General features: G+C 72.8%; 23 protein-coding genes. 10 read left to right on the top strand and 13 right to left on the bottom strand.

Translation table 11 applies throughout. The features are described from left to right. Positions 1-2 precede the first annotated feature (2 nt). A complete protein-coding gene (locus BO39_RS07765) occupies positions 3-1,052 on the bottom strand; it encodes an ABC transporter substrate-binding protein (protein WP_342666315.1) in 1,050 nt (349 codons plus the stop codon). A 106-nt stretch (positions 1,053-1,158) separates the two neighbouring features. Continuing rightward, positions 1,159-2,349 carry an ABC transporter ATP-binding protein gene (locus BO39_RS07760; protein ID WP_052401763.1) on the bottom strand — a complete coding sequence of 397 codons (1,191 nt, stop codon included), beginning with the start codon at positions 2,347-2,349 and terminating at the stop codon, positions 1,159-1,161. Between the two features lie 140 nt (positions 2,350-2,489). Here BO39_RS07760 and BO39_RS07755 point away from each other — a divergent pair, with 140 nt between their 5' ends. Next, positions 2,490-3,512 carry an enoyl-CoA hydratase/isomerase family protein gene (locus BO39_RS07755; RefSeq protein WP_043831701.1) on the top strand — a complete coding sequence of 341 codons (1,023 nt, stop codon included), beginning with the start codon at positions 2,490-2,492 and terminating at the stop codon, positions 3,510-3,512. A gap of 10 nt (positions 3,513-3,522) precedes the next feature. Here the strand turns inward: BO39_RS07755 and BO39_RS07750 are convergent, their stop codons facing one another. After that, entirely contained in the window at positions 3,523-4,116 is a 594-nt protein-coding gene (locus tag BO39_RS07750; protein ID WP_043831698.1) for a chalcone isomerase family protein, read from the bottom strand. Between BO39_RS07750 and BO39_RS07745 the strand changes: the two genes are divergently transcribed. After that, positions 4,115-5,158, top strand: a complete 1,044-nt coding sequence (locus tag BO39_RS07745; protein ID WP_052401761.1) for an ABC transporter substrate-binding protein — start codon at positions 4,115-4,117, stop codon at positions 5,156-5,158. The two genes, BO39_RS07750 and BO39_RS07745, sit on opposite strands and share 2 nt — an antisense overlap. Further along, positions 5,109-5,714, top strand: coding sequence for a nucleotidyltransferase family protein (locus tag BO39_RS07740; RefSeq protein ID WP_084697936.1), 606 nt, complete (start codon positions 5,109-5,111; stop codon positions 5,712-5,714). The genes BO39_RS07745 and BO39_RS07740 overlap by 50 nt, the downstream gene beginning before the upstream one ends. 275 nt (positions 5,715-5,989) lie before the next feature. Here the strand turns inward: BO39_RS07740 and BO39_RS07735 are convergent, their stop codons facing one another. Together BO39_RS07735 and phnD (BO39_RS07730) are read right to left on the bottom strand one after the other, a co-directional pair. Further along, complete coding sequence (locus BO39_RS07735) at positions 5,990-7,453, bottom strand: MDR family MFS transporter (RefSeq protein ID WP_043831696.1); 1,464 nt, start codon at positions 7,451-7,453, stop codon at positions 5,990-5,992. Between the two features lie 70 nt (positions 7,454-7,523). Further along, the gene (gene phnD / locus BO39_RS07730; protein ID WP_043831694.1) at positions 7,524-8,498 is read right to left on the bottom strand and encodes a phosphate/phosphite/phosphonate ABC transporter substrate-binding protein; all 975 of its coding nucleotides are present in this window, start codon (positions 8,496-8,498) and stop codon (positions 7,524-7,526) included. A 120-nt stretch (positions 8,499-8,618) separates the two neighbouring features. Between phnD (BO39_RS07730) and BO39_RS07725 the strand changes: the two genes are divergently transcribed. Genes BO39_RS07725 through glpD form a run of 7 tightly spaced genes read left to right on the top strand, consistent with a single transcriptional unit; the run spans position 8,619 to position 15,259 of the window. Beyond that, positions 8,619-9,410: a DeoR/GlpR family DNA-binding transcription regulator gene (locus BO39_RS07725; RefSeq protein ID WP_043831692.1), complete on the top strand. Its 792-nt coding sequence runs from the start codon at positions 8,619-8,621 to the stop codon at positions 9,408-9,410. Positions 9,411-9,456: 46 nt separating this feature from the next. Beyond that, positions 9,457-10,284: an HAD-IIB family hydrolase gene (locus BO39_RS07720; RefSeq protein ID WP_043831898.1), complete on the top strand. Its 828-nt coding sequence runs from the start codon at positions 9,457-9,459 to the stop codon at positions 10,282-10,284. Continuing rightward, positions 10,281-11,390: a phosphate/phosphite/phosphonate ABC transporter substrate-binding protein gene (gene phnD / locus BO39_RS07715; RefSeq protein WP_084697935.1), complete on the top strand. Its 1,110-nt coding sequence runs from the start codon at positions 10,281-10,283 to the stop codon at positions 11,388-11,390. The genes BO39_RS07720 and phnD (BO39_RS07715) overlap by 4 nt, the downstream gene beginning before the upstream one ends. Next, positions 11,387-12,154 carry a phosphonate ABC transporter ATP-binding protein gene (gene phnC / locus BO39_RS07710; RefSeq protein WP_043831690.1) on the top strand — a complete coding sequence of 256 codons (768 nt, stop codon included), beginning with the start codon at positions 11,387-11,389 and terminating at the stop codon, positions 12,152-12,154. The genes phnD (BO39_RS07715) and phnC overlap by 4 nt, the downstream gene beginning before the upstream one ends. Beyond that, on the top strand, positions 12,151-12,945 hold the full coding sequence (phnE, locus tag BO39_RS07705; RefSeq protein ID WP_043831688.1) for a phosphonate ABC transporter, permease protein PhnE: 795 nt from the start codon (positions 12,151-12,153) through the stop codon (positions 12,943-12,945). The genes phnC and phnE (BO39_RS07705) overlap by 4 nt, the downstream gene beginning before the upstream one ends. After that, a complete protein-coding gene (gene phnE, locus BO39_RS07700; RefSeq protein ID WP_043831685.1) occupies positions 12,942-13,763 on the top strand; it encodes a phosphonate ABC transporter, permease protein PhnE in 822 nt (273 codons plus the stop codon). Before phnE (BO39_RS07705) ends, phnE (BO39_RS07700) begins: the two co-directional genes overlap by 4 nt. After that, positions 13,763-15,259 carry a glycerol-3-phosphate dehydrogenase gene (glpD, locus tag BO39_RS07695; RefSeq protein WP_052401758.1) on the top strand — a complete coding sequence of 499 codons (1,497 nt, stop codon included), beginning with the start codon at positions 13,763-13,765 and terminating at the stop codon, positions 15,257-15,259. Before phnE (BO39_RS07700) ends, glpD begins: the two co-directional genes overlap by 1 nt. 286 nt (positions 15,260-15,545) lie before the next feature. On the opposite strand, the gene rsmA is transcribed toward glpD, so the two are convergent. The 8 genes from rsmA to BO39_RS07655 form a co-directional block, all read right to left on the bottom strand. After that, positions 15,546-16,373: a 16S rRNA (adenine(1518)-N(6)/adenine(1519)-N(6))-dimethyltransferase RsmA gene (gene rsmA / locus BO39_RS07690; protein WP_043831684.1), complete on the bottom strand. Its 828-nt coding sequence runs from the start codon at positions 16,371-16,373 to the stop codon at positions 15,546-15,548. Beyond that, a complete protein-coding gene (locus tag BO39_RS07685) occupies positions 16,366-17,775 on the bottom strand; it encodes a peptidylprolyl isomerase (protein WP_084697934.1) in 1,410 nt (469 codons plus the stop codon). Before BO39_RS07685 ends, rsmA begins: the two co-directional genes overlap by 8 nt. A gap of 67 nt (positions 17,776-17,842) precedes the next feature. Continuing rightward, positions 17,843-20,308, bottom strand: coding sequence for an LPS-assembly protein LptD (locus tag BO39_RS07680; protein WP_084697933.1), 2,466 nt, complete (start codon positions 20,306-20,308; stop codon positions 17,843-17,845). Continuing rightward, complete coding sequence (lptG, locus tag BO39_RS07675) at positions 20,305-21,414, bottom strand: LPS export ABC transporter permease LptG (protein WP_043831682.1); 1,110 nt, start codon at positions 21,412-21,414, stop codon at positions 20,305-20,307. Before lptG ends, BO39_RS07680 begins: the two co-directional genes overlap by 4 nt. Then, positions 21,411-22,619, bottom strand: coding sequence for an LPS export ABC transporter permease LptF (lptF, locus tag BO39_RS07670; RefSeq protein ID WP_052401757.1), 1,209 nt, complete (start codon positions 22,617-22,619; stop codon positions 21,411-21,413). The genes lptG and lptF overlap by 4 nt, the downstream gene beginning before the upstream one ends. 55 nt (positions 22,620-22,674) lie before the next feature. Continuing rightward, positions 22,675-23,454, bottom strand: coding sequence for a trypsin-like peptidase domain-containing protein (locus BO39_RS07665; RefSeq protein ID WP_043831680.1), 780 nt, complete (start codon positions 23,452-23,454; stop codon positions 22,675-22,677). Beyond that, positions 23,451-24,899, bottom strand: coding sequence for an FAD-binding oxidoreductase (locus BO39_RS07660; RefSeq protein WP_408735164.1), 1,449 nt, complete (start codon positions 24,897-24,899; stop codon positions 23,451-23,453). The genes BO39_RS07665 and BO39_RS07660 overlap by 4 nt, the downstream gene beginning before the upstream one ends. Positions 24,900-25,023: 124 nt before the next feature. Then, entirely contained in the window at positions 25,024-26,769 is a 1,746-nt protein-coding gene (locus tag BO39_RS07655; RefSeq protein ID WP_084697932.1) for an ABC transporter permease, read from the bottom strand. Positions 26,770-26,772: the final 3 nt, after the last annotated feature.

The following is a 26,772-nucleotide window of genomic DNA, read 5'->3' as shown; positions in this document are numbered from 1 at the left end:
CGTCAGGCCGCGAGCCAGGCCTGGAAGCGGCGCTCCAGCCGGTCGAGGTGGAGGCGCCAGAAGGCGTCGTCGATCCTGAGCGCGTCGCGGGCGTTGTCGGGCGCGGTGGGCAGGTTGGCCAGCACGTCGTCGGGCAGCCCATCCTCTGCCCCGCGGGCGGTGACGCCGTAGGGGATGCGCGGCGGCAGCCCGGCCTGGATCGCGGGGTCGCCCACGAAGCGGAGGAAGGCGAGCGCCCGCTCCCGGTTCGGGCTGCCGCGCATGATCGCCCAGCTGTCCTGCGCGATGAGCTGCCCTGCCCAGACGGTGCCGAGGTCCGCCGCGTCGTCGCGGTTCGCGACGTCGATGCGACCGTTGTAGGAGACCGCCATCGCCGCATCGCCGGTCGCAAGCAGCCGCGGCGGCTCGCTGCCCTGGTCCCACCAGCGCAGCACGGGGCGGATCGCCCCCAGCCGGCGGAAGGCGCGGTCCACCCCCGCCGCCGTGGCCAGGGCCGGGTAGACCGCCGCCGGCGCCACGCCGTCCGAGAGAAGGGCGATCTCGAGCGTCGTCTTGGCGCCCCGGCGCATGGCGCGCGGTCCTGGAAAGCGGCCGGTGTCGAAGAAATCCGCCCAGCCCTCGGGCACGAGGTCGCTGCGGCGATAGGCGAGGACGAAGCCGTAGAGGATGGTGCCCACGCCGCAGCGGCTGAGCGTGCCGGGGATGTAGCGCTCGGCGCCGCCCACCTGCTCCGGGCTGATGGGCTCCAGCAGCCCCTCCTCGCAGCCCAGTTCCAGCTCGTCGCCCTCCACCTGCACGAGGTCCCAGCGGGCCGTCGCCTGGTGGTCGCGCAGCACCTCCATGCCGCCGTCCCAGGTCTCCTCCAGCAGGCGCTGGCCGGTCGCGCGCTGGAAGGGGCGGAACATCACCTCGCGCTGCGCGTCCTGATAGGCGCCGCCCCAGGAAACGACGGTGAGGTCCCGCGCCTGCGCACGCGCGCGCCCGGCGGCGAGCGTCGCCGGGAGGAGAGGAGGGGCGGACACGAGCAGCCTGCGCGTGATGGGGCGCATCATGGCGTCCTTTGGCCCGATCGGATCTGCATCGCAGCATAGAACCTAACCGCGGGGCGCGGCACCCATCCCGGCGATCTCGTTGCGCGGTTTTGGCGCGCCCCCGGTCTCAGGCCGCGTAAACGCGCGCCGCCGCCAGATCCCAGGCGATGGAGGCCTCCTCGCCTGGCTCGGGCAGGGGCAGGCCGAGCGGGCGGTGGCAGACCAGCTCGCCCCCCTCCCCGATCAGCAGCCGCAGGCGGAGGTGGTCGCCGGCGAAGCGCGCCTCCAGCAGCCGGGCGGCGACGGCGTCCCCGCCCATCTCCTCGGGCGGCACGGGGGCCACAGCCACGCGCTCGGGCCGGATCACGAGGGTGCAGCGCCCACCCGCCACCGGGGCCGCCGCCCCGCGCACGGGCGTGCCGACGCCCTGCAGCCCGCAGTCGAGGCGGACGAGGCAGCCCCCGCTCTCCAGCGAGAGGACCCGGCCGGGCAGGCGGTTGCAGGGGCCAGTCAGGGCGGCCACTGCCGGGTCGATAGGGGCCTCGTACAGTTCGCGCGGCGTGCCGGCCTGTCGCACGCGCCCGCCCTCCATCACCGCCACGCGGTCGGAAAAGGAGAGGGCGAGGGCGGAATCCCCGGTGGCGTGCAGCACGGTCAGGCCCAGCTCGTCCCGCAGGCGCAGCAGGTCGGCGGCGAGGGCTGCCCGCTCCTCCCCGTCCACCGCGCTCAGCGGGTCGTCCAGCAGCAGCAGGGCCGGGCCGTGGACGAGGGCGCGCGCCAGGGCGACGCGAAGCCGCCGGCCGGGCGGCAGCGAGGCCGGCAGGGCGGGAAAGAGCGTGGCCGGCACGTTCCAGCGGCCCAGCATGGCGCTGGCACGCTCCTCCCGCTCCGGGCGGGCGACGCCGCGCGCCTCCAGCGGGAAGGCGGCGTTGGCGAGGACCGTCATGTCGGGAAAGAGGTCCGGCTGGGAGGAGACGAGGCCGATGTCCCGCTGCCAGGGCGGAAGGCGGGTGACCGGCTCCCCCTTCATCATCACCTGCCCCCCGGCGGCGGGTGCGAAGCCGGCGACGATCTCGATCAGCGCGCCACCCCCTGCGTCGGCGGCCCCGAGCAGCGTGACGATCTCGCCCCGCGCAACGGCCAGGTCCGCTCCGGCGGCGGAAGGGGCGGCATCGCCGCGCGCGGGCCGCCGCACCCCCTCCAGCGAGAGGACGGGCATCGCCATGACGGCGGGCGTCGCGGGCAGCGGCGTGGCGCGCGCGGCCTCGCCGGCGAACACCGTTCCCTCCGTCCCGTAGCTCACCACTCGCCGCGCCATGGGGGGCCCTCCCGCGCGGGCAGCCATCGCGGGGTGGGGCGGCGGTGTCAACCGGTCTCGGTGCCCAGGGGCACATGCCCGGCCGCTTGCCGTCCGCCAGGGCGAGGGCTAGGCGGGAAGGAGGAGCAGGGGGAGCAGCGATGGACGCGGTAGAGCCGAGCGTGGTGGCGCGCGTGGAGGGCCGGGCCGGCACCATCCTGATGAACCGCCCCCGCGCGCTGAACGCCCTGGACGGGGAGATGATCGAGCGGCTGGCCGAGGCCGCCGCCCGCTTCGCGGAGGACCCCGCCGTCGATCTCGTGATCCTCGAGGGCGCGGGCGGCCGCGCCTTCTGCGCGGGCGGCGACGTGCGCGCCATCCGCGCGGCGGCGCTCGCGGGCGATGCCGCGACGGTGGAGCGCTTCTTCGCTGAGGAATACGCTCTCAACCGCCGCATCGCCGAGTATCCCAAGCCCTGGATCAGCCTCATCGACGGCGTCTGCATGGGCGGGGGCATCGGCGTCTCCGTCCATGGCAGCCACCGCGTGGTGACCGAGCACGCGCTGATGGCGATGCCGGAGACCGCCATCGCCCTCTTCCCCGATGTCGGCACCTCCTACGTGCTGCCGCGCCTGCCCGGCACGCCCGGCGCCATGGGCCGGTGGCTCGCCCTGACCGGCGCGCGCCTGCGCGGCGCGGAGGCGGTGGAGGCGGGGCTGGCCACGCACCATGTGCCGCGCGAGCGCCTGCCCGCCCTGCGCGAGGCGCTGCTTGCGGGCGATGCCAGCGTTGTCGAGCGCCACGCCGCCGCCGTGCCGCCCGGCGCGGTCGAGGCGGCGCGGGCCGCGGTCGAGTTTGCCTTCGCGCCCGGGGACCTCTCCTCCATCATGGCTGTCCTGACCGCCCAGGGCACCGACTGGGCGCGCGCGCAACTCGACGTGCTGCACCGGATGTCCCCGACATCGCTCCTCGTCACGCTGGAGCTGCTGCGGCGCGGCGCGACGATGGACCTGCCGGCCTGCCTGGCGATGGAACTCGCCCTCACCCGCGCCGTGACGCGCCACCCGGACTTCGCCGAGGGCGTGCGCGCCGTGCTGGTGGACAAGGACAACGCGCCGCGCTGGTCGCCGCCCGCGATCGCCGATGTAGACCCGGCAGCGGTGCTCGCGATGTTCGGGGACTGAGGCGGCGCCCTCAGTCCTGGCCGAGCAGCCCGCGCCGCAACCCCGCGCTCCCGGCGCCGGGCCCGATGAAGCTCGACAGCATCATCCGGCCCTGCTGCCCGGTAACGGTCACGGGCGGCTCCCCGGCATAGGCGATCTCCGCGCGGTCGGGCAGGAAGAGCCAGTCCTCCACCTGGCCCGATGGCAGGTCGCGCAGCCGGGCGCGGAAGGCGGGCGGCATTTCGCAGCCGCAGCCGTCGTGGAAGCCCTCCTCCCAGCCCTCCACGAGCTTGCTCTTCGGCACAGGCACGGAATAACGCAGCCGGAGCAGCTTCGCACCGCCCGAGGCGAGGATGGCCGCCGCGTCAGTGCTCCGCCGCTCGAGGTAGAGCCAGCCGCGGAGCACCTCGATCAACAGGAAGCGGCGCACGCCCGTGCCGTTCAGCACGAGGCGCCAGCCTTCCACCTGGACCTCTTGGGGGGCCTCCTGCGCGAGGGCGGGCCCGGCCGCCAGCAGCGGCAGCGCGGCGAGCGACCGGCGCGGCACGGAACCTGCCTGGAAGCGGCGGACGGCGGAACCCACCGCCCCCTCCGTCAACCTTTCCGGGAGACCGTCCTTCGCCATGCCGCTCATCCTCTCACGCCGCGCCCTCATGGGCCTTGCCGCCGGCACCACGACCCTGGCCCTCGCCGCCCCGCGCGTGCTGCGGGCCCAGGAACGGGCGCGCGTCCGCCTCGTGCTCAACTTCGGCGTAGATGGGTCCACCGCGCCGTTCTACCACGCCGAGGCGCGCGGCTACTTCCGAGAGGCCGGGCTGGACGTGCAGATCGACCCCTCCAACGGCTCGGGCGACGCCATCACGCGGGTGGCCAGCGGCACCTACCAGTTCGGGGTGGGCGACCTCTCGACCCTCACGGAATTCGCCTCCCGCCAGCCGGAGAACTCGCCGCGCGCGGTGATGGTGTTGCAGAACCGGTCCCCCCAGGCGGTGATCAGCCTCAAATCCGCGGGGATCAACACGCCGCGCGACCTCGAGGGAAAGGTGATCGGCAACGGCGTGTCGGACGGCGCCTCCCGCATGTTCCCGGCCTTCCTCAAGATCAACGGCGTGGACGAGGCGAAGGTGACGCGGCGGCAGGTGACCGCGCAGTTGCGCGACCAGATGCTGCTGACCCGCCAGGTCGCGGGCGTCACCGGCTTCGACTACACCACCTTCTTCAACATCAAAGCCAACGGCACGCGGCTGGAGGACGTGAACTTCCTCTCCTACGCGGACCACGGGATCGACAGCTACGGCAACTCCATCCTCGCGGGGCAGTCGGTGATCCGGGAGCAGCCGGACGTGGTGCGCCGCTTCCTCCTGGCCGCCACTCGCTCCTGGCGGGAATCCATGGCCGATCCGAAAACCACCGCCGCGACCATCGCCGCCCAGTCCCAGCTCGTGGACCTTGCCCTGGAGACGGAGCGCCTGACCTGGCTTGCCCAGCGCCAGATCCTCACCCCGGCCACCCGCGCCCGCGGCATCGGGGACGTGGAGCCGGCACGGCTGGCCGAAACCATCAGCACCGTCGCCAGCGGCTTCGGCCTCGCCCGCGTGCCGGCGCCGGAGGAGGTCTATGACGGCCGCTTCCTTCCCGCCCAGGAGGCGCGGATGCCCCTCGCCTGAGGTAGCACCGCCGGAGGCATGGCTGGCCGCCCTCCTGGCCGCCGATACCCGGCGGATGCGCCTCCTCCGCGCCGTGGCCGCGCTGGACCTGCCCGATGGCTGGATCGGCGCCGGCTTCGTGCGCGACGCCGCCTGGGACGCGCTGCACGGCCGCCCGCCCGCGCCCAATCCGGGCGACGTGGACGTGGTGTGGTTCGACGCCGCCTCGCCCTCCGCCGAGGTGGACCGCGCCATCGAAGCCCGCCTCCGCGCGGCGGAGCCCGACGTGCCCTGGTCCGTGACGAACCAGGCCCGCATGCACGCCCGCAACGGCGACGCGCCCTACCGCGACACCGCCGATGCCCTGCGGCACTGGCCGGAAACGGCCACGGCCGTGGCAGCGCGCTGGGACGGCGCAGCCGTCGCCGTACTGGCGCCGCTCGGGCTGGAAGACCTGCTCGGCGGCGTGATCCGCCCGGGGCCGCGCTTCACGGGCGATAAGCGGGCGGTGGTGGAGGAACGGGTGGCTCGCAAGGGTTGGCAACGGCGCTGGCCGCTGTTGCGGCGGCGCGGGTGACTCCGGGGGAGAGAACGAATTCTCCCCCCAGCCTCCACCCATCTTTTTTCTGCTTGTTTGAATAGTCACCCGGCTGGTGCGCCTCGGGTCGTGGGCCCGAGGCGACTGCACGGCCAGGAAGGGCGCCGCAAAAGAACCCGCCCCTGATCACCGCATCCGCGCCAGCCAGACGGGGGTCCAGGGGCCTCAGGCTCCTCGCGGGAGAGGTCTGGAGCGGGACGAACGCTGCGCGTTCGCCCGGAGGGCAGCGCCCTCTCCAGGGGCCAAGGGCGCGGTCAGTCAGCCGGCGCGGCGGCCGTCACGCGGGAGCGCGGCGCCACCTGGGGCACCAGCAGGGCGAGAAGGAGCGTGATCACGGAAGTCGCCAGCACCGCCCAGAAGGTCAGATGCAGCGATCCTTCGAGTGCCGCCCGCACGGTGCCGTCGATGGCCGTGGTGGCGCCGCCGTGCTCGAGCAGGCGGCGGATATCGTCGTAGTCCACGTCGCCGCCGTGGCGGGCGAGGCCAATGTTCAGCACACCGCCGAGCACCGCCGCCCCCAGGGCGCTGCCGAGGTTGCGCGAGAAGACGTTGGAGGCGGTGGAGGCCCCGCGCTCTGACCAACCGACGCTCTCCTGGACGATGACGATGGCGGAGACGCTGAGGAAGCCCATGCCCAGCCCCATGACGAGCGAGCCCGCCCCCGCGAACCAGGGGGAGGAGCCAGGGCCGAGCAGCACGAAGGTCACCGCGCCCGCCGGCACCAGCACGGCGCCCAGCAGCAGGCAGGCGCGCAGCCCGAACCGGCCGAAGGCGCGGGCCGCGATGGTGGCGCCCAGGGGCCAGCCGAAGACCATCACCGTCAGCGTGAAGCCAGCGACGAGGGCGGAGCGGCCGAGCACGGCCTGAACGTACATCGGCAGGAAGGTGGTCAGCCCGATGATGGCCATGCCGCTGAACAGGACGGTGGCGTTGGAGGTGGCGATCGGGCGGCGCAGCCAGAGGCGGATGTCCAGCACCGGGTCCGCCGCGCGGCGCTCCTGCCAGAGGAATGCCATAGCGCAGGCGATGCCGCCGAGGAGGGACGCGATCGAGAGGGCGCTGCCGGGGTCGTTCGTGGCCACCATCAGCCCGGCGACCGCGAGGGTGAGGAGGAGGGCGCCCGCCACGTCCACCGGGCGGCGCTCCCGCGGCACCTCCTCGCGCAGGAAGCGCCAGAAGCCGGCGGCGGCGAGCAGGCCGATGGGAATGTTCATCCAGAAGATCCAGGCCCAGCTCGCGCGGCCGATGATGATGCCGCCAACCAGCGGCCCCGCGACGGAGGAGATGCCCCATACGCTGGCGAGCCAGCCCTGGATCCGTCCGCGCTCCTCGATGGAGTAGAGGTCCCCCACCACCGTGAGCGAAACGGGCTGGATCGCTCCCGCGCCCACGCCCTGCACAAGGCGGAAGGCGATCAGCGAGGGGATGGACCAGGCGAAGCCGCAGAGGATCGAGCCGAGAAGGAAGATCCCGATGCCCCAGAGCATCACCGGCCGCCGCCCATGGCTGTCGGCGAGCTTGCCGAAGACCATCGTCGTCGCGGTCTGCGCCAGCAGGAAGGAGGCGAAGACCCAGGAGTAGAGGTGAAGGTCGCCGAGCTGCCCCGCGATCTGCGGCATGGCGGTGGAGACGATGGTCGCCTCGATCGCGATCATGAACATCGAGGCCATGACCGAGGCCAGGACCAGCGGACGGCGCAACTTGGGCGGATTGGGCATGGGCGCGGGTTAAACCTGCGCGGGCACGGGGGGAACGGGGCGCCGCGTCACCTTCGGGGGAGACTGGCGGCTAGTTCCGCCGCCGCCGCTCCGCGGCCTCTGCCCGGCGCATGTCGACGAAGACCGCGTAGTCCTCGTGCTTCGTCGGCACCCAGCCGACGGCGCTGCCGCGCTCCACGGCCTTGTGGATGTCGGGGTGGGCGCTGGGCAGGGCGAGGTGGAAGTCCACCATGTCCTTCTTGAAGGCCGCCGGCAGGTCGGCGCGGACGACGATGGGCCCGTTCTGGATCGGGCGGGAACGCCAGATGACGCGGATGTCCTTCATGTCCAGCAGCCCCTTCTCGACGGCTGCCGTGAGCACGCCGCGAGAGAAGCCGCGGCTCTCCTCCCCCTGGCCGGAGGACCAGCAGACACCGGCGTCGTACTGCTTCTGCAGCACAGCCACGAGCGCCTGGTCGTGGCCGCCCGCAAAGCCCGTGCGGGAAAAGAACCCCCCCGGCTCCGGGTTGATGCCGGCCGCCCGCAGCTCGGCGCGGGGGATCAGGTAGCCCGAGGCCGAGTTGGGGTCGGACCAGGCCATCGACTTCCCGCGCATGTCCTCCAGCCTCGTGATGCCGGAATCGGCGCGGGCATACATCAGCGCGACATAGCTCGTGCTGCCGTCCGGCTCCTTCGTGACGAGGATCGGCTCCACGCCGCCATTGGTGTCGAGCCAGACCCCGGCATAGGCGGCGGGCGACATGTTGGCGATCTCGAGCGTCTTCGCCGCAAAGGCCTGCTGCACGCCGGAATAATCGGAGGCGAAGAACATCCGCGTGGGAACGCCGAAGGTGTCCTCGAAGAGCTTGCGATAGGCCTCGTAGCGGCCGAGTCGGTCGCTCTCCGATTCGCCGCCGAGGACGCCCAGGCGGATCCCCGGCACCTGCGCGGCCCAGGCGCGCTTCCCCGGCGCGGGCATCGCCAGGGCCCCCTGGGCGTGGGCACGCGCGGCGGGCAGGAAGGGCAGCAGGCTTCCGGCAGCGACCAGATGGCGGCGGCGGATCATGGGGCGGCTCCGGGCTTCGGTCTCGCCGCCAGCCTGTCACGTCGGCGCGCCATCCTCCAAGACCCCGCCGGTTGCGCCCCATCGGTTGCGCAAGGAGCGCCGGCCGACCACCCTGGCGCCATGGCAAGGCGGCAGGACGGCGCGCCGGGGAAGGAGGCGCGACACGCCGCCATCCTCCAGGCGCTCAACACGGACCCCACGGTGCGGATCAGCGCCCTCGCGGCGCGATTCGGCGTCTCGGGCGAGACGGTGCGGCGGGACGTGGAGGAGCTCTCGGCGAAGGGCGCGGTGCGGCGCACCTATGGCGGCGCCTCCGTCACCCATGCGGGCGTGCAGCCGGACCTTCTAGCGCGAGAAGCCATGGCGGGGCCGGAGCGCGCGCGGATCGGCGCCGCCGCCGCTGCCCTGGTGGAGCCGGGCGCGGTGCTGATGGTGGATGCGGGCAGCACCACCGCCCGCTTCGCCCAGGCGCTCGCGGGGCGTGGGATCGCCGCCACCGTCCTGACCAACAGCCTGCCCGTGGCCGCCGCGACCGGGGAGGCCGCGGGCATGCGCGTGCTGGTGGCGCCCGGCGAGTTCCTGGCGGCCGAACGCGCCCTCTACGGACACGAGACCGACGCCTTCCTCCGCCGCTTCAGTGCGGACATCGCCCTGATCGGCGCATCCGGCCTGGTGGCGGAGGGCCCGACGGACGCCGAGAGCCGAGCCGCCTGGGTCAAGCGCGCCATGCTGGAGCGCGCGCCGCGCCGGGTGCTGCTGCTCGATTCCGGCAAGTTCGGACGTGGCTACATCGAGCACGTTGCCGATCTCTCGGTGCTGACGGACCTGGTGACGGACGCCCCCCCTCCCCCGCCGCTGGCCGCCGCCCTCGCCCGGGCAGGGGTCGTGGTGCATGTCGCGAAAGATGTTTGACCCTCCACATCATTGAGTGGCATCCTCCACATCAATGGGAGAGAAGATGCCCGCGCCGCTGCCCTTGAGCGACGCCCCGCCGCAGCGGCTGGCGGCGTTGCGCTACGTGCTCACTGATATCGACGACACGCTGACCGAGGAGGGGCGCCTGCCCGCCCTCGCCTATGCCGCCATGGAGGCGCTCTCGGTCGCCGGGATCGCGGTCATCCCGGTGACGGGCCGCCCGGCCGGCTGGTGCGACGCCATCGCCCGGCAATGGCCCGTGACCGCGGTGGTCGGGGAGAACGGCGCCCTCTGGTACGCCGAGGACCGCCAGGCGCGGCGGATGCTCCGCTGGCAGGCGCAGGGCGAGGCGGCGCGGCTGGCGAACCGGGACCGGCTGATGGCGCTGGCCGATCGGGCCATGGCGGCGGTTCCCGGCAGCGCCCTCTCCGCCGACCAGCCCTTCCGCCTCTTCGACGCCGCCGTGGACTTCGCCGAGGATGCCGGCCCGCTGCCGCTGGAGGCCGCGCACCGCATCGCCGCCGTCTTCGAGGCCGGGGGCGCGCAGGCGAAGGTCTCCTCCATCCACGTGAACGCTTGGTTCGGGGGTTGGGACAAGCGCTCAGGCATCGAGAACCTCTTCGCCGCCCGCCTCGCGCCGCTCGCCTCGGTGATCGGGCAGGTGGCCTTCCTCGGTGACAGCCCGAACGACGCGCCGCTCTTCGCCGCGGTGCCGTTCTCCGTCGGCGTTGCCAACGTCGTTCCACACCTCGACAGTATCGCGGCGGCCCCCGCCTATGTGACGCGCGCCCCGGGCGGGCGCGGCTTCGCGGAATTCGCGGAAGGGCTGCTCGCCGCACGCAACACGACAACGGAGGAAAACGCCGCATGAGAAGAACCCTTCTCGCCACCCTGCCCGCGGGGCTGCTCGCCCTGATGGTGCTCCCCGCCATGGCCCAGGCCCCGGCGCCTGCTCCCACCCCCGGCCAGGCCGGCTGCTTCCGCGGCACGCTGGACGAGGGCTACTGCGACGAGAACCGCGACATGGTCGCGGACACGCCGGCGGCCGCGCGCCAGCGCGACCCCTCCACGCTCGTCTTCGCCTATACGCCGGTGGAGGACCCCGCCCTCTACGCCAGCCAGTTCCGGCCGCTGATCGACCACCTGACGCGCTGCACGGGCAAGCGCACCGTCTATTTCCAGGTGACGAGCAACGCGGCGCAGGTGGAGGCCATGCGCTCCGGCCGCCTGCACATCGCGGGCTTCTCCACCGGTCCCACCGCCTTCGCCGTGAACCTCGCGGGCGCCGTGCCCTTCGCCGTTAAGGGCGGGCCGGACGGCTTCGAGAGCTACCGCGTGCTGATGCTGGTCCGCGCCGACAGTCCCTTCCGCACGCTGGCCGACCTGAAGGGCAAGCGGGTGGCGCATACCTCCGCCACCTCCAATTCCGGCAACCTCGCGCCGCGCGCCTTCTTCCCGGGCCTCGGGCTGAACCCGGATGCCGACTACCGCGTGGTCTATTCCGGCGGGCATGACCGCAGCGTGATGGGCGTGAACGCCGGCGACTACGACGCGGCGCCGGTGGCGTCGGACGTCTATTCCCGCATGGTCGCGCGCGGGCAGGTGAAGGGCGAGAACTTCCGCGTCATCTGGCAGAGCGATCCCTTCCCCACCTCCTCCTTCGCCATGGCGCATGACCTGCGGCCCGAGCTGCAGGACAAGATCCGCCAGTGCTTCCTGGAATACCGCTTCCCGGAGTCGATGGTGCGCGACCTCGGCGGCAATGACCGCTTCTGGCCCGCCACCTATGCCGAGCAATGGGCGCCCGTGCGCGCGGTGGCCGATGCGGTGAACGCCCCCTACAGCCGCGCCGCCTTCGACGAGGAAAGCCGCCGGGAGCTGGAAGCCGAGGCCCGGCGCAATGCCGCGCGCAGCGCGCCCCAGACCCAGGGAGCGACGCCGCACGCCACTCCCCAGGCAGCACCGCGCCAGCCATGAGCGCTGCCCTCGACATCCGCGGACTCACCAAGGAGTACGTGCCCGGCAAGCCGGTGCTGCGGAACCTGGACCTGTCGATCGGCGCGGAGGGGATCACGGCCATCATCGGCCCCTCCGGCACGGGCAAGTCCACGCTGCTCCGCTGCATCAACCGGTTGGTCGAGCCGACGCGCGGCGAGATCCGGCTGACGGGTGCCGGGGGTGCCATCGATGTCGCGAAGCTGCGCGGGCGGGCCCTCCGGCTCGCCCGGCGGCGGATCGGCATGGTGTTCCAGGAGTACAACCTCGTGGAACGCCTCTCTGTCATGGAGAACGTGCTCTGCGGGCGGCTCGGCTACGTGCCGCTCTGGCGGGCTTGGCTTCGGAAATACCCGGAGGAGGACATCGCCCGCGCCTTCGCGCTGCTCGACGCCGTCGGGCTGCCGGAGCACGCGACGCGGCGGGCCGACGCGCTCTCGGGCGGGCAGCGGCAGCGCGTGGGCATCGCGCGCGCCCTGATGCAGCGACCCGACCTGCTGCTGGCGGACGAACCCACCTCCTCCCTCGATCCCCGCACCTCTGTCGAGGTGCTGGAGATGCTGACGAAGCTCGCGGCGGCCGAGGGCGTGCCGGTCATCATCAACATCCACAACGTGGCGCTGGCCAAGCGCTACGCGAAGCGCATCGTCGGCATGCACGAGGGCGCCATCATCTTCGACGGCCCGCCCGAGTCGCTGCAGGACGACCATCTGCGCCGGATCTACGGCGGCGAGGACTGGCTGTGAGCGACGCCGCCCTCCCCTCCCCGCGCCGCGCGCCCTTCGCGCCCGACTGGGCCATGCGGATCCTCGGCGTGCTGCTGATCGCCTATCTCATCTACGCCTCGACGCAGCTCGACCTCGGCCTCGGCCGCTTCATCACCGGCCTCGGCGAGGGCGGGCGGTTCCTCGCGCGCATGTTCCCGCCGAACTTCGAGCGCTGGGAGCTGCTGCTGGAAGGCATGCTCGAGAGCATCCAGATCGCGGTGCTGGCGACGGTCCTCGGCATCATCCTCTCGCTCCCGCTCGGGCTGATGGCGGCGCGCAACCTGGCGCCCTGGTGGGTCTCGGGGCCGGTGCGCGGCTTCATCGCGGTCTGCCGCAGCCTGCACTACGTGATCGTCGCCATCCTCTTCGTGAAGGCGCTCGGCTTCGGCGCGCTGGCTGGCGTGGCGGCACTGACCGTGGCTTCGATCGGCTTCGTGTCGAAGCTCTTCGCCGAGGCCGTGGAGGAGATCTCCATGAAGCAGGTGGAGGCCGTGCGCTCCACCGGCGCCTCCGGCATGGCGGTGCTGCTCCTCGGCGTGCTGCCGCAGGTGGCCTCGCGCTTCGTCGGCTTCGGGCTCTACCAGCTCGACAGCAACCTCCGGAATTCGACCCTGGTGGGCGTGGTCGGCGCGGGCGGCATCGGCGGCACGCTCTTCGCGGCCTTCAAGCGCTTCGACTACGACTTCGTCTCGGCCATCCTGATCTCCATCATCGCCCTTATCCTGCTCGCCGAGCTGGTGTCGGGCCGCATCCGGGCAGCGATGAGATGAGCGCCACGACCGGAGACACCCTGGCCCCGCTCCGGCGGGAATGGATCCGCCACACGCCGGCCGAGCGGCTCGTGCGCTGGGCGATGTTCCTCGCCGTCGTCGCCTCCGTCGTCTGGGCGGTGCGGACGATCGACATCATCCCGGAGTTCCTGGCCGACGCGCCCGAGCAGATGGCGGACCTGCTGGTGCGGATGTGGCCGCCCGATCTCGCCTACTACCCGCGCACCGTGCACGCCGCGCTGATCGAGACGCTACATATCGCAACCCTCGGCACCGTCTTCGGCTTCGTCATGGCCATCCCGCTGGCGCTGCTCGCCGCGCGCAACATCTGCCGCGTGCCGGCGCTCAACGCGCTCGCGCAGGTGGGGCTGGTCGCTTCGCGCTCGGTCAACTCCCTCGTCTGGGCACTGATCTTCGTCGCCGTCTTCGGTCCCGGCGCGGCGGCGGGCGTCTTCGCCATCGCCTTCCGCTCCATCGGCTTCGTCGGCAAGCTGCTGGCCGAGGCGCTGGAGGAGATGAATCCCGGCCCGCGGGAAGCCCTGCGCGCGGCCGGTGCCCCCTGGGGCGCGGAGATGCTCAAGGCCGTCTGGCCGCAGATCCGCCCGGCCTTCTGGGGCGTCGCCCTCTTCCGCTGGGACATCAACGTGCGCGAGAGCGCCGTGCTCGGCCTGGTCGGCGCCGGCGGCATCGGCGTGGTGCTGGAGGACGCGATCAACTTCTTCCAGTGGGACCAGGTGGCGACCATCCTCCTCGCGATCCTCGCCGTTGTGCTGATCGCGGAAATCGTTGTGACCCGCGTGCGGGCAAGGCTTCTCTGATGGCTATTCCTGAAAGCGTGGACCTCCTCGTCATCGGCGGCGGCGTCAACGGCAGCGGCATCGCGCGCGACATGGTCGGGCGCGGCTTCTCCGTCATGCTGGTGGAGCGCGGCGACATCGCCGAGGCGACCTCCTCCTCATCCTCCAAGCTCATCCACGGCGGCATCCGCTACCTGGAGACCTACGAGTTCCGCCTCGTGCGCGAGGCGCTCGCCGAGCGCGAGGTGCTGCTTGGCATCGCGCCGCATATTGTCTGGCCCATGCGCTTCGTGCTGCCGCACCGGCCGGAGATGCGGCCGCGCTGGATGATCCGCGCGGGCCTCTTCCTCTACGACCACCTCGCCAGCCGCAAGTCGCTGCCGGGGAGCGAGGCGCTGGCCCTCGACCGCCTGCCGCAGGGCGAGCCGCTGAAGCAGCCGCAGTTCTCCCGCGGCTTCGCCTATTCCGACTGCTGGGTGGAGGACAGCCGCCTCGTTCTTCTCAACGCGCGCGACGCCGCCGATCGCGGTGCCACCATCCTGCCGCGCACCGAGTTCCTCAGCGCCAAGCGCACCGCCGATACCTGGATCGCCACCATCCGCGGCGCGGACAGGCAGGAGCACGTCGTTCGCGCTCGTGCCATCGCGAACGCCGCCGGCCCCTGGGTGATGGGCGCGCAGGACGCGACAGGCACGGCGCTCGCCGGCCGCGTGCGGCTGGTGCGCGGCAGCCACATCGTCGTGCCCGCGCTGTACCGAGGCGAGCAGGCCTATATCCTGCAGAACGACGACCGTCGGGTGGTCTTCGTCATTCCTTACGAGGGGGAATACTCCCTCATCGGCACCACCGACGTGCCGCACGACCCCGCGCAAGGCAAGCCGACCTGCACGCCGGAGGAGGCCGCCTATCTCTGCGAGGCCGTCTCCCGCCAGTTCCGCAAGCCGGTCTCGCCCGACAGCATCGCCTGGACCTATTCCGGCGTGCGCCCGCTGCACGACGACGGCTCGGACAACCCCTCCTCCGTCACGCGCGACTACACGCTGGCGATGGACACGCAGGGCGCCCCTCTGCTCTCCGTGCTCGGCGGCAAGATCACGACCTACCGCCGCCTCGCGGAGGACGCCGCGCGCCAGATCGGCCGCGCCCTCGGCCGGGAGGGCGCGGACTGGACCGGCCGTGCCGCGCTTCCCGGCGGCGACCTCGGCGGCATGTCGCGCGCGACCTTCACCGAGAGCATGGCCGCGAGCCACCCCTGGCTGCCCCGCGAGCTGCTCGACCGCCTGATCCGCACCCATGGCGGCGAGCTCGAGCGCGTGATCGATGGCGCCACCTCCATCGAGGCCATGGGCGGCGACCTCGGCGGCGGCATCACCGCGCGCGAGCTGGAATGGATGCGCGCCCACGAATGGGTCGTCGCGCCGGAGGACGTGCTGTGGCGGCGCACGAAGCGGGGGCTGCACATGACGCATGCGGAGCGCGAGGCCTTCGCGGCGCGCTTCGAGACGGTGGCGGCGTAGCGGGAGCTTCCGTTCTAAGCGGGCGTCGCTGGTGATTTCGGGGAGAGGAAGAAGGAATTCTTCCTCTCCCCGGCCCCCTCTCCATCATCTTTTTCTTCGAGTTGGGGATGCCTTGCGGCCGGTGCGCCTCGGGTCAGTGACCCGAGGCGATTGCACGTGCAGGAAGGGCGCGCCGAAAGAACCGGTCCCCGATCACCGCATCCGCGCCAGCCAGATGGGGATCCAAGGGCCTCAGGCCCTTGGCGGGTGAGGTTCGGAGAGGGCAGAGCCCTCTCCGGAGCCGGCTCTACCCCTCCCGCGCCAGCAGCCCGCGCGCCAGCGTCTCGAACTCTGCCACGCTCAGCGTCTCCGCGCGCCGGGTTGGCTCGATGCCCGCATCGCCAAGCAGGCCTTCGGCGTTTCCCAGCGACTTCAGCGATCCCCGGAGCATCTTCCGCCGCTGGCCGAAGGCGGCGGCCGTCACGCGCTCCATCGCGCGGGCCAGCGGCGCTTCCGGCTGGGTGGCATGGGGGACGAGGTGCACCACCGCGGACCACACCTTGGGCGGCGGGGAGAAGGCACCAGGCGGCAGGCGCAGCACCATGTGCGCCTCGCAGCGCCACTGGGCGGCCACGGCCAGGCGGCCATAGCCCTCGCTGTCCGGCGCAGCAACGATGCGCTCGGCTACCTCCTGCTGGAACATGAGGGTCATGCTCTCGAACTCGCCGGCCCGGGCCAGCCAGCCGATGAGCAGCGGCGAGCCGACATTGTAGGGCAGGTTTGCCACTATGCGGCGCGGCGCCGGCATCATCGCCACGGGGTCGATCCGCAGCGCATCCGCCTCGGTGACGGTCAGGCGGCCGGGATACGCGGCCGACAGCTCGGCAAGCGCCGCGACGGCGCGGGAGTCCAGTTCCACGGCGTGCACGTGCTCTGTCCCGGCGGCCAACAACGCGCGCGTCAAGCCGCCCGGACCGGGGCCGACCTCCAGCACCTGTCGCCCGGCGAGATCGCCGGCCAGGCGGGCAATGCGGGCGCAGAGCGCCTCGTCGAGAAGGAAGTGCTGACCGAGCGACTTGCGCGCGGCCAGCCCGTGCCGCGCTACGGTCTCGGCGAGGTTCGGAAGCTCAGTCACGCATCTCGATCGTCGCGCGGCGGCGAAGGTCGCGGATCTGCTGGCGGGAGAGGTTCTCGGCCCGGTCGCGCAGGATCTGCTGCTTCGCCTGCTCCGGCGTGAAGAGGGCGAGGTTGCGCGTCTCGCGGGAGCAGACGGCGATCACGAGGATGCCGTCCGGCGTCACGATCGGCTGGCTCGGGCGTCCCGGGGTGAGCCCCGCGACGAGCTGGCGCAGCGGCGGCGGGTTCAGCGTCTCCAGCCGCACGGCGCCGCCGGGATCGGCGGGGCGGGGGGAATTGGCGGCACGGGCCGCGGCCTCCACCGCGTCGCAGCCGCCTCGGATGGCCTGGGCACGGGCGAGCTGGGCCTTCTGCTGCTCCGTCGGGTTCTGCGGGTCGAGCGCGGAGGTGAAGGGCAGGAAAGCCTGACGCAGCGTGATCATCGTCGCGTTCTCGCGGCCCGTCTCCCGCTTCTGCCGCATGGCCACGACCTGGAAGCCGCCGGGCACCTCGATGGCGTTGGAGATCGCGCCCGGCGGCATGCGCTGCACGATGCCGGCGACGGCAGGGTCCAGGCTCTCCGCGCTCACCCAGCCGAGGTCGCCGCCCTGGAGGGCCGTCTGGCTCTGGCTGAATTGGGTGGCGGCGATGGGAAAGGGCAGGCCCTGGCGCAGGCGGCCGATCACGTCATCCACGAAACGCCGGGTCTCGGCGGCGGAGGAAGGGTCCTCCACCGGCACGAAGATCTCGGAGAGAAGGTATTCCGGCTGGCCAGCCCTCGCCTCCTGCGCCGCCACCGCCTCCTTGATCGCCTGCTCCGAGGGCTCGGAATTCGGGCCAAGGAGGGCGCGGATGAAGCGCGACCAGCCGATCTGGGCGCGGAGCTGGTCATAGAGCACGCGCGGCTCCACGCCCGCCGCGCGAAGCTGGGCGCGGAGCCCGCCGGGCGGGAGGCCGTTACGCTTCTCGATGTCGCCGATCGCCTCTGCCACCTCGTCGTCGCCTACCGGAATGCGGCGGCGCTGGATCTCCTGCAGGCGCAGCCGCTCCTCGATGAGCTGGCGCATGATCTGCGGGCGCAGCCGCGAGAGCAGCTCGGCACCGGGCTGGAGGCCGATGTTGAGCGCGAAGAGCTTCGCGCGGGACTGGACGTCGGACTCCGTCACCACGTCGCCGTTGACGACCGCCAGGATGCGGTTGCCGCTCGGTGCCGGGGCCTCGCCCCGCGGCGCCGCGCCTCCCTGGGCAGCCCTCGGCTGAGGCTGCCGCGCCGCCGGCTGGGCCAGGGCGCCGCCGGCCAGCACGGGCGCGAGCGAGAGGAGAGTGCCGAGCGCGAGCCCGCTCAGGGAGCCCTTCCGGCGGCCGGAGGGGCCGCGAAGAGAGCCGGGCAGGACCGGGCGGAGACGGGGGGAACGTCGCATCCGGGGTCTCTAGCCCATGCGGGCCCCGGTTTGAAGCGATCCCTTGCGCGCCGCGGTCCGCTCGTTGCTACAGCGCGCGTCCCGCGAACTCGCCGATGGTCTTGAGCGAGACTCTCAGGATGAGGGTGGTGCCGCTCGGATAGGGCCTGGAGGTCACCGGGTTCTCCGCCAGCGAGCGGTAGAAACGGCCCTCGAAGACGAAGCACTCGTCCTCGTAGGCGGCGGTGGCACCGTAGGAAACCGCCCGGTTGAATTCGAGGTCGTAGCGGGTGAAGGCCGAGGCGCGCCAGCGGTCGGCGATGCGGGTGCTGGCCCCGGCATAGACCTCGCGGATGAAGCGGGGCGCGGAGGCATAGACGCCTGTGCTGGTCTGCTGCACCTCGGTCCGGAGCGGCGAGGGCAGCTCGTAGAGGTAGCCGAAGGTGAGGCGCGAGTTGTTGAGGCCGACCGGCGCAAGGCCGAAGCCGGCAGAGGCGTCGATCATGCGCCGGTCCAGCGTTTCGCCGTCGAGGCGGGTCCGGGCGGTCAGGTCGAGCCAGGTCGTCGGCGCGATGGTGGCCCGCCCCACCCAGTCCGAAGCGCGCTTCTCGAGGCCGGAGCGGGGCTCGAACACCACCTCATCGGAGGCGCGGAAGGAGCGGCCGACCAGCGCCTCGACGGAGCCGCCGCTCGGGAAGTACCAGGCCCCGCGCAGGGCGGCATCCACCCGCGTGCCGCCCTCCAGCCGGTCGCGGCCGGTGAAGCGGTTGAGGGCGAAGAGATTCGCGTCGGTGAACTCGAAGTCGAGGCTGTCCTCGTTCGGGATGTTCGACTGCCGCCCGGTGCTTGGCCCGGTCACGACCTGCACGCGCGGCTCGATGAGCTGCTGGCCGTAGCTCCCGGCGGAGCGCACCAGCGGCAGGCGCCAGTCCACCGCGGCGCGGATGTTGCCCCTGACAGTGTTGACCTCCTGGCCGCCCTCGTTCGTGCCGAGCAGGAGCGAGTTGGCCGGCACGTTCACGTTCTCGGCGTTGTAGCCGACGACGTCCGCCTGGCTGCGGAAGGTCCACTCGCCGCCGAAACCGTCGTATCGTGGCAGCTCGTAGCTCAGACGCGTGCCAGCCCGCCGGGTCTTGGCGCCGAGCTCGCGGTAGACGTTGATGGCCGAGACATCGGCCGTGAAGGTGCCGCCGAGCGCGTCACGGTCGAACACCTTCTCGTAGTAGAGGTTGGGCAGCACGAAGGGGATGCGCGCCGTGACGTCCTGCGTCCGCAGGCTCTGGAAGGAGAGCGTGCTGATGCGGGCGTAGGCGTTGTAGCCCCAGTAGCCGTCGGCGTAGATCGTGCTGCTCAGCACGCCGGTGCCGGGCTGGCGATAGGCGCGCAGGTAGGTCTCGCTGGTCGCCCGGTTGATGTTGAAGCCGGCCTGCCAGTTCTCGTCGATGGTAAAGAGGCCGCGGGCGAAGACGTGGCCGCCCAGCCCCTTCTCCTGGCTCGATTCCTTGCCGGTCAGCTGTCCGACAGAGCCGAGGATCGTCATGGTGCCGAAGTTGTAGCGCCCGCGGTAGCTGGCGAAGGCGCTCGGCGGCGCCTGGGTGGAGATGATCGGCGTGACGGTCAGGTCGCTCTGCTCGTCGATCGCCCAGTAATAGGGGACCTCCGTGAAGGCACCGAGGTAGCGCGTCTGCCCGAAGGAGGGGCTGAGGAAGCCCGAGGCGCGCGGCGTGCTCGGATCGGGCATCGACAGATAGGGGGTGTAGAAGGACGGGATCCCGTCGAACTCCACCGTCGCGTCGCGGAAGCGGATGCGCTTGTCCTCGCCGTCCTGCGTGGCAAGGCGGGAGCGCACTTGCCAGAGCGGCGGCGCCTCGGGGTTCTCCGCGCAGAGGTCGCAGGAGGAGTAGACGACGCGCGAGAGGTCCGAGACCACCGCCCCACCCTCGGTCGTGCGGCGGCGCGCGCCGTTCGCGGCCAGGCGGCCGTTCTGGGCGAGCAGGCCGCGCAGCCCCTCCACCACCGTGTCGCGCATGCCGCCCTGCAGCACCGCGCGCTCGGCGAAGATCACCTGCCCGTCCGGCTCAAGCAGCTGGACATTGCCCTCGGCGGTCGCGATGCCCGTGTCGCGGTCGTAGGTGAAGCGGTCGGCGCGCAGGATGCGCTCGCCCTGCCAGGCCTCCACCGCGCCGCTCGCGGTCACGCGGTTCTCGTTCTGGTCGTACTCCACCTCGTTGGCGGTGAAGGTGACGGGCGCATCGCGGTCCACCGGGGTGCCGCCCGCGCGCAGGATGCTCAGCCCCGTGGCCGGCGGGCCGGCACCGGGCGAGGGCGGCGCGGTCACCTGCGGCACGCCGCCCGCGCCCGCGGTTCCCGGCAGGACGATTCCGGTGTTACCGAAGTCGCTCTGCCGCACGGGCTGCGCCGTGGCGGGGCGCGCCGCCCAGGGCTGGGCAAGCAGCGCAAGGGCGGCCGCGCCGCCGAGCAGCCGCGCGCGCCGGGGAAGGGCGCGGGGAACAGGCGGCGCGCCCGGGCGCTTCCTTGGGGCCGCGTCGTTCATCCGTCCTCCAGGTGCAGCAGGAGCGCGACGGCACACATCAGGCCGGCAGCGGCAGGCGCCCAGGCGGCCAGCACCACGGGCAGGGCGCCCGTCTCGCCGAACTCGCCCGTCACGCGGTCGATGAGAAAGAGCACGAAGCCAGCGGCCACGCCCGCGCCCAGCATCTGCGCCACGCCGCCCTTGCGGGCCTCGCGCATTGAGAAGCCGGCCGAGAGGAGCGCCATGGCGACGGCCAGCATGGGCAGGGCAAGCAGGGAATGGAACTGCAGCCGGTGCCGCACCGCCGAGAAGCCTGATTCCTCCAGCACCTCGATGAAGTCCGGCAGCGTCCAGAAGGAGAGCGTGTCGGGGCTCGCGAAGCTGTCCTCGATGCGGTCGGGGGTCAGCTCGGTCGGCAGGCGGAAGGTGCTGGCGGGATTGGCCTTGCGGTCGGGGCCGAAGGCGATGGCGTTGTCGAGCACCCAGGCGCCGCCCGAGAGGCTGGCGCTCGGCGCCTCCACGCGCGCGAGGAAGCGGTCGGCCGAGGAGATGCGCCAGAGCGACACCTCCTCCAGCCCGAAGCGGCCGTCGCGGCGGTTGACGGCGCGGCCGGAGAGGATGGCGACGCCCTGCGGGTCCAGCTCGCGGTCCGCCTGGCGCAGCCAGAGGCGGCCGCCCGCGATGGCCGTGGTGCCGCCGCTGTTGCGCAGCACCGCCGCGTCCAGCCGCTCGGCCCTGGCCAGCATGACGGCCGAGAGCGGCGAGAGCCCCGCCGTCGCGCCCGCGCCGTAGAGGGTGGCGACGATCACCGGCCCGAGGAGGAAGCCCCAGGCCGAGATGCCCGCCGAGCGCGCCACCACCAGCTCCGACCCGCGGGCAAGGCGCCAGAAGGCGAGGATGCCGCCGAGCAGGATGGCGAAGGGCAGCACCTGTAGCGCGACGAAGGGGATGCGCAGCCCCGCGATGGTGGCGACGATCCCGAACCCGGCCTCGCGCGTCGCGGCGCGGCGCAGCAGCTCGATGAAGTCGAACAGCACGACGAGGCCGGTAAGCGCCGCCAGCATGATGAGGCACATCGCGGCGAAGCGGCGCGCCACGTAGAGCCCGAAGGTGAAGGGGAAGGTCACTCCGCCGCCGCCCCTTGCGGGAGGCCGGCGCGCCGGGCCGCGGCCGCCGGCGACCTCTCGGCCGGCACGGGCGGCGCGCGGCGCGGCCAGCCCGGCGCACCCGAGAGCACCCAGGCCGAGAGGATGGCCGGCCCGATGGCGTGCACCCAGATGAGGGGAATGAAGCGGTTGTCCCGCGCCGCGAGGTTGCCGACCGCGAGCCCGAGCGCCAGCAGCGTGATGACGGCCGCGATGGCCATCATGGCGGACATGCCGCCGCCATGCCGGCGGAAGCCGGTGGAGAGCGCCACGGCCAGCCCGACCATGGCGAAGGAGAAGGCGGTGAGCGGCGAGGCGAGGCGCCCATGGCCCTCCGCCCGGAACTTGCGGATGTCGCGCTCCAGCAGCCCCTCCTCGGGGTCGGGATTCAGCAGTTCGCCCACGAAGCGCTCGCGCGAGTCCCGGTTGCGGGCATCCTCAGCGCGGCCGGAGCGGGCGAGGTCCACGCTGTTCTCGCCGAAGGTGAGGACCGAGAGCTGCGGCACGGTCGGCGTGCCCGGGGGCGAGCGCGGCGGCACCACGCGCTCCATCTGCTGGCGCTGGCCGTTGAGCAGGATCACGCGCGGGCCGTTCGCCCCGGGCAGGATCACGCCGCGTTCCGCGAGGATGGTCACGGGGGCGCCGGGCTCGCGCATGTCGTGGATGAGGATGCCGCGCAACGTGCCGTCGTTCTCCCGGAGGCGGGCATAGACGGTCAGGTCGTTGCTGACGGAGCTGAACACCCCCTCCTGGAGGAGGATCGCGGCCATCTGGTTGCGGATCTCGAACTGCCACTCGCGGAAGGCAGCGTGGGAGACCGGCACGAGCCAGGTCTGCAGCACGAGGCAAGTGACGGTGGAGAGGGTGGCCACGATCAGCGCCGGCCGGGCGAGCTGCCAGTCCGAGAGGCCCGCGGCGCGCATCACCACCAGTTCCCGGTCGGTCGAGAGGCGGACATAGGCGAAGAGGGTTACGATGAAGGTCGTGATCGGCAGGATCACCGCGAAGAAGGACGGCAGCAGAAGCCCGGTCAGCTCGAGGAAGACCGCGAAGGAGAGGCCGCGGTCGAGCACCAGCTCGATGAAGCGCAGCGACTGGGTGAGCCAGATGAGCGCGGCAAGGCCGATCGTCACCGCCAGAAGGCTGACGGCGATCTGTCTCGAAATATAACGGGTTACCCGGCTCATGCGGGGATCAACCTACCCCTGCCGGGGGGTGCCGGCAAAGGGCGCGTTCCGGAAATCACGTGCCGGGCCCGCGAAGGCCCGCCGCCGTGTCGCCCGCGCCCTGGCCGACGGGGCGGGAACCCTCGCCCGCCGCCGGGCCGGCGCCCTCCACCGCGCCCAGGAAGGTGCGGATGGTGGCGGCGGGCACGATGCGCGAGTGATCGGGCGTCGCGTCCGGCCGGTGGCTGACGACGCCGAGAAGGCAGAAGCTCCGCGCGTCGAAGACGCCGGCGCCAGACTCGCCCTGGGCGAGGTGGATCGGCAGGTCGGCGTAGGCGCCGTCCGAACCGCGGCTCTCGGGCACCATCGGTCCGGCCCGCGTCTCGTGCCGCTTGCCGGAGAGGACGATCACGGCCTGGCCCGGGGCCGGGCCGGCCGGGCAGGGCCGCGCGCCCGGGCCGGGCGGTACGCGCGAGGCTTCCAGCAGCGCGAGGTCCTCCCCGCGCCGGTAGATCGGCCCGACCTGCGGCTCCAGCTCCCCTACCCCCAGGCGCAGCAGCCGCACGGGCATGGTGTAGCCGTGGAAGACGATCAGCGGCTCAAGCGGGATGCCCGAGCAGTCCCGCAGGCGCGGCACCATGTCGTCCACCAGGTGCGCGGCCGTCAGGAAGCGCCCGCCGCCGAGATAGACGGCCTGGCCGCGCAGGCGGCAGTCAGGGCTGCGGCCGCCGAGAAGCTCGGCACGGAAGGCGTCGGGCACGTCGGGCAGGCGTGGCAGCGGCTCCAGCCGCCGCGCCTCGGGCTCGGCGCAGGCCGAGAGGAGAAGGACAGCCAGCAGCGGGAGGGCGCGGTTCAAGCGGGCAGCACCTTGCCTGGGTTCAGCAGGCCCTTGGGATCCAGCGCCGCCTTGATCCGCCGCATCGCCTCCAGCTCCGCCCCGCCGCGCCAGTCGGCGAGCATGTCGGGCTTCAGGCGCCCCACCCCGTGCTCGGCGGAGAAGGAGCCGTCGAGGTCGCGGACGATGGCGTTCACGCAGTCCATGATATCGTGGCTCAGCGCCAGGAAGGCGCCGGGGTCCATCCCCTCGGGCTGCTCGAGGTTCATGTGGATGTTGCCGTCGCCCATATGGCCGAAGGGCACGGGGCGGCTGCCGGGGATGAGTTCCTTCAGCGCCGCGTTGGAGCGCTGGATGAGCTCCGGCACCTTCGAGACGGGGACGGAGACGTCGTTCTTCACCGAGGCGCCCTCTCGCTTCTGCGCCTCCGGATGCTCCTCGCGCAGGCGCCAGATGGCGGCGCGCTGGGCCTCGCTCTCGGCCAAGGCCGCGTCGGTCACCTCGCCGGCCTCCAGCGCCTCCTCCAGCACCGCCTCCATCAACCCGCGCAGGTCGGCGTCGGGGCGGGAGGAGGCGAGATCGACCAGCACGTAGTGCTCCGCGCGCTCCGACAGCGGCAGGGTGGCGCCCTCGACGTGGCGCAGCACGAGGTCCATCCCCTGCCCCGCCATGTACTCGAAGGCCCGCACCGCCGTCTCGTCGCGGTCGCGGAAGCGGCGGAAGAGGGAGAGCGCCGCGTCCTCGCTCTCGACCGCGCAGAGGGCGATGGCCTCCGCGCGCGGGCGGGGGAAGAGGCGCAGCACGGCGGCGGTGACGATGCCGAGCGTGCCCTCCGCGCCCACCATCAGGTGGCGCAGCGCGTAGCCGGTGTTGTCCTTGCGGAGGCGGCGCAGGCCGTTGATCACGCCGCCATCGGGCAGCACCACCTCCAGCCCCAGCATCAGGTCGCGCGCATTGCCGTAACGGACGGTGGTGTTGCCCCCGGCATTGGTGGAGAGCACGCCGCCGATCGTCGCCGTGCCCTCGGCGCCGAGCGAGAGGGGAAAGAGGGTGCCGGCCGCGGCGGCCGCGTCCTGCGCCGCCTTCAGCACCACCCCGGCCTCGGCCACCATGGTCATATCCATGGGGTCGATGTCACGGATGCGGTTGAGGCGGGAAAGGGAAAGGATGACCTGCCGCCCGCTCTCGTCCGGCATGGCGCCGCCAACCATGGAGGTGTTGCCGCCCTGGGGCACCACCGGCACGCCCGCCTCGAAGAGGAGGCGCATCGCCGCGGCCAGCTCCGCGGTGGAGGCGGGACGCAGCAGCGCGGGCGAGGCGCCGCGGTAGAGGCCGCGCCAGTCCGAGAGGTGCGGTTCGAGATCGAGCGGGTCCGTGACCACGCCGCGAGGGCCAAGGAGGCCGTGGAGGGCGTCCAGCAAGCCGGCGGGAAGGGCCGGAAGGAGGGGCATGGGCGTGTCGGGCATGGCGGGGGGACCAAACGCCGCGGCGGGGCCGCGGGTCAAGGGCGGTTTTGGGGGGTTACAGGCGGGGACCGGCCCTATCTGGCCCCGCCCTTCCATCCCGCAAAGGAGTAGCCTGGCGAAGCAGTCAGGCCAGCGGCCTGGATCGGCGTCCCGGTCGCCTCGCCCTGGCGGCCGTCGCCCGCCCGCCCGCGACCATCAGCGCGATCACCGGCAGCCCCACCACCACCAGGGCCAGCGCGGCCACTGCCCCCTCCTCATAGGTGCCGCGCGCGGCCTCGCCGTAGAGGGCCGTCGCCAGGGTCTCGCGGTTGAAGGGGCGGAGAAGGAGGGTGGCGGGCAGTTCCTTCATGGCGTCGAGGAAGACGAGCAGCGCGGCCGCCAGCAGCGCCGGCAGCAGCAGCGGCAGGTGCACGCGCCAGAGGATGCGCCCCGGCCCCGCCCCCATGGCGCGGGCGGACCAGTCCACCTCCCGCCGGATGCGGCCGTAGGCAGCATCCAGCCCCGAGGCGGGGATGGCGAGGAAGCGAACGAAATACGCCAGGATGAGCGCGGCCAGCGTGCCCGAGAGCGGCGGCGGTGCGAGGGCGCCGAGGGTCTCCAGCGCGTCGTCGAGGCCGCCGAAGGCGATGATGAGGCCGACCGCCGCGATCCCGCCGGGCAGGGCATAGCCGAGGAGGCTCGCGCGCAGCAGCGCGGCGTCCAGCCCCGGCCGGCCGCCCACGCCGGCGCCGGTACGCGCCCCGAAGGCGAGCAGGAGGGCGGTGGGCAGCACGAGGAGGGTCGCGATGGCCGCGAGCGTCGCGCTGTTGGCGATCCATGTGCCGAGCTCCGCCGGCCAGCCGAACTCCGCCACCCGGCGGGAGGCGGCCCAGAGAAGGTAGGAGGCCGGCGTGACGAAGCCGAGCAGCACCGGCACGGCGCAGCCGAGGGAGGCGAGCAGCCCGCGGCCGAGCGGCAGCGGGCGAAGGTCCGGCGGGATGGCGTCCGGCACCGCCCGCGCGTCCCGTGCCCGGCTGCGGCCCCAGCCCTCGATCGCGAGGACGGCGGCGACTGCCGCGAGCAGCACAAGGGCGATCTGCGCCGCCCCCTCCAGGGAGGAGCGCGTGATCCAGGTGACGTAGACCGAGACGGTGAGCGTCCGCACGCCCAGGAATTCGGCGGCGCCCACGTCGTTGAGGGTTTCGAGCAGCGCCAGCGCCGCCCCGGCCGTGACCGCCGGCCAGGCCATGGGCAGCCCGACCGTGAGGAAAAGGCGCCAGCCCCCCGCCCCCATCGCCCGCCCCGCCCGCAGCATGTCCGGCCCCTGGGTGAGGAAGGCGGCGCGAGCGGCGAGGTAGACATAGGGGAAGAGCACCGTGCCCATGACCATGATGCAGCCGGGCAGCGAGCGGATCTCGGGCAGCGGGATGGCGCGGGGGTTGGTCAGTCCCAGCAGGGCGCGCAGGCCGGATTGCACGGCACTGGCGGGGTGCAGCACGTCCAGCCAGGCATAGGCCGCGACATAGGCGGGCATGGCCAGCGGCAGCACGAGCGCCCAGGCGAAGGTTTTGCGCCCCGGGAAGCGGCAGGTGGTGACGAGCCAGGCCGTGCCCGTGCCGATCCCGACCGCAACGGCGCCGACGCCGGCGAGCAGGAGCGCCGTCTCGACCGCGGCCTCTGGCAGGACGTAGCGGATGAGGTGGGGCCAGAGGTCGCCCGAGCCGCGGGCGGCGGCGAAGGCCAGCGCCACCACCGGCAGGGCCACCAGCAGCACACCGAGCGCGGCCCCGAGCCTGAGGCCGAGCGCCGCGCGGCGGATGCCGACGCCGGACCGGGGCGGCGCGGCGGAGAGCGCAACAGGGAGGAGGGGCGCGGTTCCCTGGTGGCTCATGCG

This window comes from Roseomonas aerilata DSM 19363 (assembly GCF_000711725.1).
Lineage (GTDB): Bacteria > Pseudomonadota > Alphaproteobacteria > Acetobacterales > Acetobacteraceae > Roseomonas > Roseomonas aerilata.
Note: the sequence above shows the minus strand (reverse complement) of the source record. Positions and strands in the feature narration are given on the sequence as shown.

Excerpts from the sequence above, each read along its gene's own strand:
- BO39_RS07745 (WP_052401761.1), top strand. The coding sequence starts at position 4,115 with ATGCCGCTCATCCTCTCACGCCGCGCCCTCATGGGCCTTGCCGCCGGC.
- lptF (WP_052401757.1), bottom strand. The coding sequence starts at position 22,619 with ATGAGCCGGGTAACCCGTTATATTTCGAGACAGATCGCCGTCAGCCTT.
- BO39_RS07720 (WP_043831898.1), top strand. The coding sequence starts at position 9,457 with ATGCCCGCGCCGCTGCCCTTGAGCGACGCCCCGCCGCAGCGGCTGGCG.
- BO39_RS07655 (WP_084697932.1), bottom strand. The coding sequence starts at position 26,769 with ATGAGCCACCAGGGAACCGCGCCCCTCCTCCCTGTTGCGCTCTCCGCC.
- glpD (WP_052401758.1), top strand. The coding sequence starts at position 13,763 with ATGGCTATTCCTGAAAGCGTGGACCTCCTCGTCATCGGCGGCGGCGTC.
- BO39_RS07660 (WP_408735164.1), bottom strand. The coding sequence starts at position 24,899 with ATGCCCGACACGCCCATGCCCCTCCTTCCGGCCCTTCCCGCCGGCTTG.
- BO39_RS07765 (WP_342666315.1), bottom strand. The coding sequence starts at position 1,052 with ATGATGCGCCCCATCACGCGCAGGCTGCTCGTGTCCGCCCCTCCTCTC.
- BO39_RS07725 (WP_043831692.1), top strand. The coding sequence starts at position 8,619 with ATGGCAAGGCGGCAGGACGGCGCGCCGGGGAAGGAGGCGCGACACGCC.
- BO39_RS07685 (WP_084697934.1), bottom strand. The coding sequence starts at position 17,775 with ATGCGACGTTCCCCCCGTCTCCGCCCGGTCCTGCCCGGCTCTCTTCGC.
- phnD (WP_084697935.1), top strand. The coding sequence starts at position 10,281 with ATGAGAAGAACCCTTCTCGCCACCCTGCCCGCGGGGCTGCTCGCCCTG.
- phnE (WP_043831685.1), top strand. The coding sequence starts at position 12,942 with ATGAGCGCCACGACCGGAGACACCCTGGCCCCGCTCCGGCGGGAATGG.
- BO39_RS07760 (WP_052401763.1), bottom strand. The coding sequence starts at position 2,349 with ATGGCGCGGCGAGTGGTGAGCTACGGGACGGAGGGAACGGTGTTCGCC.
- phnC (WP_043831690.1), top strand. The coding sequence starts at position 11,387 with ATGAGCGCTGCCCTCGACATCCGCGGACTCACCAAGGAGTACGTGCCC.
- BO39_RS07680 (WP_084697933.1), bottom strand. The coding sequence starts at position 20,308 with ATGAACGACGCGGCCCCAAGGAAGCGCCCGGGCGCGCCGCCTGTTCCC.
- BO39_RS07755 (WP_043831701.1), top strand. The coding sequence starts at position 2,490 with ATGGACGCGGTAGAGCCGAGCGTGGTGGCGCGCGTGGAGGGCCGGGCC.
- BO39_RS07740 (WP_084697936.1), top strand. The coding sequence starts at position 5,109 with ATGACGGCCGCTTCCTTCCCGCCCAGGAGGCGCGGATGCCCCTCGCCT.
- BO39_RS07735 (WP_043831696.1), bottom strand. The coding sequence starts at position 7,453 with ATGCCCAATCCGCCCAAGTTGCGCCGTCCGCTGGTCCTGGCCTCGGTC.
- BO39_RS07750 (WP_043831698.1), bottom strand. The coding sequence starts at position 4,116 with ATGGCGAAGGACGGTCTCCCGGAAAGGTTGACGGAGGGGGCGGTGGGT.
- phnD (WP_043831694.1), bottom strand. The coding sequence starts at position 8,498 with ATGATCCGCCGCCGCCATCTGGTCGCTGCCGGAAGCCTGCTGCCCTTC.